General features: G+C 44.7%; 8 protein-coding genes. All 8 read right to left on the bottom strand.

Features of this window, described 5'->3' with window-relative positions; all coding sequences use genetic code 11:
* A complete protein-coding gene (gene rffA / locus Xentx_RS13085; RefSeq protein WP_074020672.1) occupies positions 1 to 1131 on the bottom strand; it encodes a dTDP-4-amino-4,6-dideoxygalactose transaminase in 1131 nt (376 codons plus the stop codon).
* A complete protein-coding gene (gene rffC / locus Xentx_RS13090; protein WP_074020673.1) occupies positions 1118 to 1846 on the bottom strand; it encodes a dTDP-4-amino-4,6-dideoxy-D-galactose acyltransferase in 729 nt (242 codons plus the stop codon). The genes rffA and rffC overlap by 14 nt, the downstream gene beginning before the upstream one ends.
* Complete coding sequence (gene rfbA / locus Xentx_RS13095) at positions 1824 to 2705, bottom strand: glucose-1-phosphate thymidylyltransferase RfbA (RefSeq protein WP_074020674.1); 882 nt, start codon at positions 2703 to 2705, stop codon at positions 1824 to 1826. The genes rffC and rfbA overlap by 23 nt, the downstream gene beginning before the upstream one ends.
* Positions 2706 to 2723: 18 nt before the next feature.
* Positions 2724 to 3794 carry a dTDP-glucose 4,6-dehydratase gene (rffG, locus tag Xentx_RS13100; RefSeq protein WP_074020675.1) on the bottom strand — a complete coding sequence of 357 codons (1071 nt, stop codon included), beginning with the start codon at positions 3792 to 3794 and terminating at the stop codon, positions 2724 to 2726.
* Positions 3791 to 5053, bottom strand: a complete 1263-nt coding sequence (gene wecC / locus Xentx_RS13105) for a UDP-N-acetyl-D-mannosamine dehydrogenase (RefSeq protein WP_074020676.1) — start codon at positions 5051 to 5053, stop codon at positions 3791 to 3793. Before wecC ends, rffG begins: the two co-directional genes overlap by 4 nt.
* Positions 5050 to 6180, bottom strand: a complete 1131-nt coding sequence (wecB, locus tag Xentx_RS13110; protein WP_074020677.1) for a non-hydrolyzing UDP-N-acetylglucosamine 2-epimerase — start codon at positions 6178 to 6180, stop codon at positions 5050 to 5052. The genes wecC and wecB overlap by 4 nt, the downstream gene beginning before the upstream one ends.
* 87 nt (positions 6181 to 6267) lie before the next feature.
* A complete protein-coding gene (gene wzzE / locus Xentx_RS13115; RefSeq protein WP_074020678.1) occupies positions 6268 to 7335 on the bottom strand; it encodes an ECA polysaccharide chain length modulation protein in 1068 nt (355 codons plus the stop codon).
* Between the two features lie 30 nt (positions 7336 to 7365).
* Positions 7366 to 8454, bottom strand: a complete 1089-nt coding sequence (gene wecA / locus Xentx_RS13120) for a UDP-N-acetylglucosamine--undecaprenyl-phosphate N-acetylglucosaminephosphotransferase (protein ID WP_074020679.1) — start codon at positions 8452 to 8454, stop codon at positions 7366 to 7368.
* Between the last annotated feature and the right edge of the window lie 317 nt (positions 8455 to 8771).

Genomic DNA, 8771 nt, shown 5'->3' on the forward strand with positions numbered 1-8771 from the left:
TCAGGCGAAAAATTCCTTGATACGATCGATAACGATTTGCTGTTCTGTATCAGTGATGTTGTAGAACATCGGTAAGCGAACTAAGCGGTCACTTTCGCGGGTGGTAAAGCGATCTTCTCCGTGGAAACGGCCACATTTCTCACCTGCTGGACTGGTATGCAATGCCACATAGTGGAATACACTAAGGATACCGTTCTCTTTCATGTAACTATTGAATGCGCTACGCGCTTCCACATCCTTGAGCTTGATATAAAACATGTGGGCATTGTGTTCTAAACCTTCTGGGACAATGGGTAAAACTAAATGTCCAGCGTCTGCTAACGGTTTCAGGGCTTGATAGTAGTTCTCCCACAATGTCAGGCGGCATTGGTTAATTTTTTCAGCAAGTTCCAGTTGTGCCCACAGGTAAGCCGCTTGCAGATCAGATAGCAGATAGCTGGAACCGATATCACGCCATGTGTATTTGTCTACTTGTCCACGGAAGAATTGACTGCGGTTAGTGCCTTTCTCTCGAATGATTTCGGCACGGGCAATCATAGATTTATCATTGATTAATGTTGCCCCTCCTTCACCACCGGCAGAGTAATTTTTGGTTTCATGAAAGCTGAAACAACCAATATGCCCAATTGTGCCCAATGCACGGCCTTTATAGGTGGACATGACGCCCTGTGCGGCATCTTCCACCACATACAGGTTATATTTTTTCGCCAGTGCCATGATGGTATCCATTTCACAGGCCACGCCCGCATAATGCACCGGCACAATAGCACGGGTTTTCTCCGTAATAGCTGCTTCAATCTTGTTCTCATCAATGTTCATGGTATCAGGACGAATATCCACGAACACAATGGTAGCACCACGCAGAACAAAGGCATTAGAGGTCGAAACAAAGGTATAGCTCGGCATAATGACTTCATCACCCTGCTGGATATCCAACAACATTGCCGCCATTTCCAGTGAAGCTGTACAAGATGGTGTCAACAATACCTTCGGGCAATTAAAGCGCTGTTCCATCCACGCTTCACAACGTTTGGTAAATTCTCCATCACCACACAACTTACCGCTAGCCATCGCCTGTTGCATGTATTCAAGTTCAGAGCCGACTACCGGTGGTTTATTAAATGGAATCATTTCGTCCTCTGTATAACCAATATGCGGTGCTTTCAATGATGGCACCACGACGTGTATAAAGACGCAACGCAGCGATGTTGCTGATTTGCGTAGCCACTCTCAGCCATTGTATCTGATGGTTATGGCACCACTGTTGCGCCGCCGACATTAATTTTTTTCCAATCCCTTGATGATGATTGCCTGGTACAGCAGCCAATAAGCCAATACGAGCTTCATTGTTACCCATGTCCCTTAAGGTGACAAAGCCCGCTATTTGACCACGTTCATTATTGATAAGCAGGCATTGGTGATCAAATGTACCCAAAACGGCTTTTTCAACCCAGGCAGCATAGAATTTTCCACTGTCATCCGGTTGATACCAAGGTGCACGGAAACGGCTAGACGTAAATACACGGGCTGACACCTCCTTCAATACGGGGATATCTTCTTGTTTTGCAGAAATTAGTTCCTTTTCCGTATGAATGCCAGAAATATCCTCTGTCTCAATCGATAACCGTAAATCTACCTCACCTTCAACCAAAGAAAAGCCCAAGACAGAAAGTTCATCGATAATGCCCGTTTGCTGGGTAGCAACCTTAGCCTGCACCAATTCATATCGATCCAAATCAGCAGCCGTCAACGCTGCCGCTTCTGGCGAAAAATTCAGACGAGCTGTGGACAAACCAAAGAACTGACTATCCCAAGACAAGGGTTCAAGGTTGGCGTGAATAGACATTGAGCAAGTCCATCAGATAGTTGCCGTAACCTGTTTTCGCCAAATCCATGGCCGCCGCTTTCAATTGTTCATCACTGAGCCAACCGTTACGCCATGCGATCTCTTCCAGACAGGCAATCTTGAAACCTTGCCGTTTTTCGACGGTCTGGACAAAAGTACTGGCTTCAATCAGGCTGTCATGAGTCCCTGTATCTAACCAAGCAAAGCCACGCCCCAATAATTCAACGTTTAATTCACCACATTCCAGATACATCTGGTTGATACTGGTGATTTCCAGTTCACCACGCACAGAAGGTTTCACTAGTTTGGCGAAATCCACGACTTTGTTGTCGTAAAAATAGAGACCCGTTACCGCCCAATTGGATTTAGGCTGTACAGGTTTTTCTTCTATGGAAAGTACTCGATACTGCTCGTCAAATTCCACTACGCCAAATCGTTCAGGGTCCATTACTTGGTAACCAAATACTGTCGCTCCTGTTGTTCGGCCAGCAACATGTTGTAGTTTTGGGCTAAATGCTTGGCCAAAGAAAATATTATCCCCCAGAACCAGACAACACACATCATTGCCGATAAATTCTTCGCCAATCAGAAATGCCTGCGCCAGACCATCAGGTGAAGGCTGTCCGGCATAGCTAAGTTGGATACCAAATTGTTCACCACTGCCTAGTAATCGTTTAAAAGCAGGTAAATCTTCCGGTGTAGAGATGATCAGGATATCGCGTATGCCCGACAGCATTAAAACTGACAGCGGATAGTAAATCATCGGCTTGTCATAAATCGGTAATAACTGCTTTGATACGCCACGTGTTATTGGATACAAACGGGTGCCAGAGCCCCCAGCCAGTATAATTCCTTTCATCTGCTCCCCCTGATGGGCTTATTCATTTCCTAACCCAAGTCGTTCCCCTGTATAAGAGCCATCCTGAACTCTTCTCCACCAACTCTCATTTTCTAGATACCATTGCACAGTCTTGCGAATGCCGGATTCGAACGTTTCCTCGGGGACCCACCCCAATTCACGCTCAATTTTCGCCGCATCAATCGCATAACGCATATCATGTCCTGGGCGATCCGTTACATGGGTAATAAGATCACGATAATGCCCTACCCCAGCCGGTTTTTCGGGGCACAGCTCCTCCAGCAATTCACAAATCGTTTCCACAACTTCGATATTTCGGCGCTCATTATGTCCACCGATATTGTAAGTTTTGCCGGACTTCGCCTGGGTTACCACCAAATACAACGCCCGCGCATGATCTTCCACATAGAGCCAGTCACGGATTTGCTCTCCTTTGCCATAGACCGGCAAAGGCTTGCCTGCCAGCCCATTCAGGATCATCAATGGGATCAGTTTCTCAGGGAAATGATAAGGACCATAGTTATTCGAACAATTGGTGATCACGGTCGGTAAGCCATAAGTACGGTGCCATGCCCTGACCAAATGATCACTGGACGCTTTTGATGCAGAATAGGGGCTACTTGGCGCGTAAGGTGTGGTTTCAGTAAAGAAACCATCTTCACCATGCAGATCGCCATATACTTCGTCTGTTGAAATATGGTGGAAGCGGAATTGGCTCTGTTTTTCCTGATCCAACTGTTGCCAAAATGCACGAGCTGCTTCCAACAAAGTATAAGTGCCGATGATATTGGTTTCGATAAAAGCTGCTGGCCCATCAATGGAGCGGTCAACATGACTTTCTGCGGCCAAATGCATAACAGCATCAGGTTGATATTGTTGGAATACGCGATCTAAGGCATCACGCAGGCGGATATCAACCTGTTCAAACGCATAGCGGGGATGGTTAGCAACCGAAGCCAGTGATTCAAGGTTACCGGCATAAGTTAAGCTATCAACGACAACGATACTATCTTCAGTCTGATTAATAATATGGCGAACAACCGCAGAACCGATAAAACCTGCACCACCTGTAATAAGAATACGTTTCAACGCCAAACTCCTTTTGTATCAACAACCCATTTTTGTTTTATTGCGGAACCGTTAATGGCTTTAAACTGGCTATGATCCACCAACATCAATACCACGTCAGCCTGCTCTAATGCCCTGCTGACATCTATCAATTCCACCATATCTTTCAGTGAATCAGGCAATTCATGTACATTGGGTTCAACCGCAATGGTTTGCCCTGCATGCCACTGTGCAACCATTTTTGTAATATAAACGGCAGGGCTTTCCCGCAAATCATCAATGTTCGGTTTGAAAGCCAAGCCAAAACAGGCAATTTTAATCTCATTTGCCCGTTTACCACTCTCAGCCAAACAATCAGCGACTGCGGCTTTCACTTGATCCACTACCCACAGAGGTTTGCCATCATTTACCAAACGCGCAGTATGAATTAAACGGGACTGCTCAGGATTCTGGGATACAATGAACCATGGATCGACGGCAATACAATGCCCTCCTACACCAGGACCGGGTTGCAGAATATTTACACGTGGATGACGGTTTGCCAGACTAATCAGTTCCCACACATTGATCCCCTGTTCGGCACAGATCAAGGAAAGTTCGTTGGCAAAAGCGATATTAACATCACGGAAACTGTTCTCTGTCAGCTTGCACATTTCCGCTGTTCTGGCATTGGTGATAACACATTCACCTTCAAGGAAAATGTTGTACAACTCGCTTGCCCTACGAGAGGATTTAGCTGTCATGCCTCCTACAACCCGATCATTTTTGATCAATTCCACCATAACTTGCCCGGGCAAAACACGCTCAGGACAATAGGCGATATCGATATCTGAGTTTTCACCCTCGTGTTGAGGGAATGAGAGGTCAGGGCGTACTGCGGCCAACCATGCTGCCATCTGCTCTGTCGCACCAACAGGAGAAGTGGATTCCAAAATAACCAAATCGCCTTTTTTCAGAACAGGTGCTATTGATTCTGCTGCAGAACGCACATAAGCCATGTCGGGTTCATGTTCCCCTTTGAAAGGCGTCGGAACAGCAATCAAGAAAGCATCTGCAGTTTGTGGAACAGTCACGGCGTTCAAAAAGCCCTCTTCTACCGCAACTTTTACTACCTTATCTAAATCAGGTTCAACGATATGAATCGAACCACGGTTAATCGTTTCTACCGCATGTTGATTAACATCCACGCCAATAACCCTCTTTTGACAGGAGGCAAATGCCGCTGCGGTGGGCAAACCGATATAACCCAGGCCGATAACAGAAATTGTTTCAAAACTCATAATGTCACCTGATTTTTTCTTAATACTTCAAGAATACGCTGACAAGCCCGACCATCACCATAAGGGTTATGGGCATGGCTCATTTGTTGGTAGGCGTTAACATCCGTCAATAAACGCGTAACTTCCGCAACGATAGTTTGTGTTTCTGTTCCAACCAGCCGTACTGTCCCTGCATCAACCGCTTCAGGTCGCTCAGTAGTATCTCGCATGACCAAAACCGGTTTTCCCAGAGAAGGCGCTTCTTCCTGAATTCCCCCTGAATCGGTCAAGATTAAATAGGCATGATTCATCAAATAGACGAATGGCAGATAATCCTGTGGTTTGATAAGGATAACGTTATCAATGTCATGCAAAATGCGCTTAACGGGTTCACTGACATTCGGGTTCAAATGAACCGGATAAACTATCTGAACATCAGGATGCGCCTTGGCAATCTGTGCCAAGGCTTCACAAATACGCTCAAACCCTTTACCAAAATTTTCACGGCGATGGCCTGTCACCAAGATCATTTTTTTATTTAGGTTAAGGAAAGGATAAAGCTCAGCAAACTGCCCATACATGGCTTCATCATTCATAATGCGATCACGCACTGATAGCAGAGCATCAATCACCGTATTACCTGTAACAAAAATGTGGTCTTCCGCAATGGATTCTTTTAAGAGGTTATTCCGGGAATTTTCCGTCGGTGCAAAATGGTACATGGCCAGATGTCCGGCAATCTTACGGTTGGCTTCTTCCGGCCATGGTGAATAAAGATCCCCTGTTCTTAAGCCAGCTTCAACATGGCCTACCGGAATATGCTGATAGAAAGCAGCCAGACTCGTTGCCATGGTTGTTGTTGTGTCACCGTGCACCAATACCACATCTGGTTTGAATTCTTCTAATACAGGCTTTATACCTTGCAGGATACGACATGTGATATCCGTCAGATCCTGTCCTTTTTGCATGATATTCAGATCAAAATCTGGCGTTATCCCAAACAGATGCAATACCTGATCCAGCATTTCCCTATGCTGAGCTGTGACACACACTTTTGCTTCAAAGGCAGTATCCATAGCCAACGCATGTACCAACGGAGCCATTTTAATGGCCTCCGGCCGGGTACCAAACACAGTCAACACTTTCACAGTGACTCTCTTATTTTGTCAATCATTGCAGATAGTTCCAAGAATGGGGGGATCAAAAACCTATCGTTTATATTTACATACTGTTACTTAATATGAACTGTCAGAACGAGGACGTCTTACTAAAGCGACACCTGCACCAACCAACATGCCTACGGCTCCCCATAAAATCATCATGAAAGCACGGCGAGGACTGTCTCGGTTAACGGGTTCCTCCGGTGTTCTGAGATAGCGATAAGTCAGGAAAGAGTCCTGCAAAGTCGGACCGACATTCAATGTAGCCAGCATCGCGATATTTTGATCATAATCAATGCTGTAGTTGGGGCCTGTAGCTTCCAACGTTTCAATTTGAGCCTGCAACAATGACGTACCCAGCATAAACATTTTGGATTCAGACAATTCTTCGATAGGGATATTTGTTTGATTACGGTGAATACCTTGTTTCTCAGCCACTTTCAGTGACTGCTGCAATACATTCAATTCACGGTTATATATCGCCTTTGCCACCATCTCTTGACGTTTCACCAACGCTCTCATTGACTGGGTACGTGTCGCCCATGCCCCTTTAATTTCGTTGTTCAGGTGAGAACTCGCCCGTTGGTTGGCAAATGCAATATACTGACGTAGAAGTTGGTTAGCATCAACGGCGGTTTCTGCTGTCAATTTGATACTGTCATTTGATGATGTTCTATCATCAATACGTGTGATTTTAATATCGTTGATCAATTTATCCAACAATACAGCATTCGCTTTGGCATTCCCTTCCTTGCGTTGTTTGTAATACTCAGAATGAAGCCAAAATTCACGGCGGGTATCATACGCAGAGACCTGTGTCATGAATTCTTTGTATGCACCGTCTGGAATGGTCGGTAATTGCGCTTCTGGCGAAGCATTGATATGGGTATCCAAATTACGCAGGAATTGTTGTTGCGAATAGTAGCTACCCAAATTATTCGTTGTCGGTAAGTTCACAATAGCGGTTGCGCTCCATTTTTGCTGCATCAAATAAGATGCTCCCAGAGCGGCGGCAGCGAAAATTATTGCCAGTGCGATAATCCATATCTTTCCATGCCACAAAGCATAACACAGTGCCCGAATATCCAGTTCATGCTCTATAGCAGGCTGATCCTGTTTAGATTTCGTTTCTGAATTTATCACTGCACAAAACCCCTTTGATTATCGATTTTTTTAATTATGGCTTGATGCCCGACGCATGCGGCGCTTACACCGCTTGATAAAACGGGCTACTTTCCACGCTCTTTTGATGCAATAGCCATACAACATAAATGCAAGCAAAAATAATGCCAACATCACCCATTCAGGAATAAAAATCAATCGGTCAGCAATGATTCCGATCGATGCCAACAAAGCAGCAGCCAAAGTGATCAAAATAAATGCCTGACGAGAAGTAAATCCAGCACGCATAATCAAATGATGAATATGCTGGCGATCTGGAGAAAACGGGCTCATCCCCTTACGCAATCGACGGTACATAATAGCAACCATATCCATCAGAGGGATCGCAATAACCCATAGTGCTGTCACAGGACTAATAGACGCATTTTCACCTTGCGTCGCTTCAGTCAATAACCAAATAATGGTAAAGCCGATTAAGGTACTTCCCGCATCCCCCATAAATACCTTAAAACGTTTCCCTAATATGCCAAGATTAAGGAGGATATAAGGCAAGATCCCTGCTATAAACGCAAAACACCAAAACGCTAATGCCGTATTGCCACTTTCGTACAACAAAATACCCAACGCACCGAAAGAAACACAAGATAAACCGCCCAACAACCCATCAATACCATCCACCATATTGAAAGCGTTGATAGCGGCCCAGACAGCGAATAACGTCACAATGTAGCTGAAGGGCCCGAGTGTCATTTCCCACGGTCCGAATGCATGCCCCAAGCTATCAAGCTTCAAGCCAGCAAAATAGATCATGCTGATACCAACCAAAGCTTGGATGGTTGCCCGAATCTTCACACTGATATCAAAACGGTCATCTAAAGCTCCGATAAGAACTAATATTCCTGCACAAGCTAAATACAACCACTTATGAGGTATAAACTCTTTTGTAATAACAAATGCGAAACAAACACCAAAAAAAACAGATATCCCCCCCACCAAAGGAACTAAGCCATGATGACGTTTACGGTAATTAGGTTTATCAACCAGACCGATTTTTTTTGCTGCTTTACGAGCTACAAACAAAAACACAAATGAGAATATAAATACGTAAAAAATTTCGACACTCATACTGGGAATATTCACAATAACAACTCTCTATCAAAATAATGATGGGGCATCTATTATTCATATACTTATGGATGTCCCACTTGACACCAAATCCATAAGCTTCATGTTAACAAAACAAGACATCCTGACTCATAATTATAAAACGTTTAGTTAAGAAAAACGCATCTAATCACCCAAAAATCATGCAAAAAACGTACCATTTCGGGAAAACAGAGTAGAATAAGTAATTGGTAAATCAGAACCACCCGCATAGCGGGTGGTTTGCTCTAGCCCTATAAGGGCATGTTACCGACTGCGCCTAAATGACGCGGCTTTCTCTTCGTTCAAGCTAA

It is taken from the genome of Xenorhabdus thuongxuanensis (genome assembly GCF_001908095.1).
In the GTDB taxonomy this organism is placed as follows: Bacteria; Pseudomonadota; Gammaproteobacteria; order Enterobacterales; family Enterobacteriaceae; genus Xenorhabdus; species Xenorhabdus thuongxuanensis.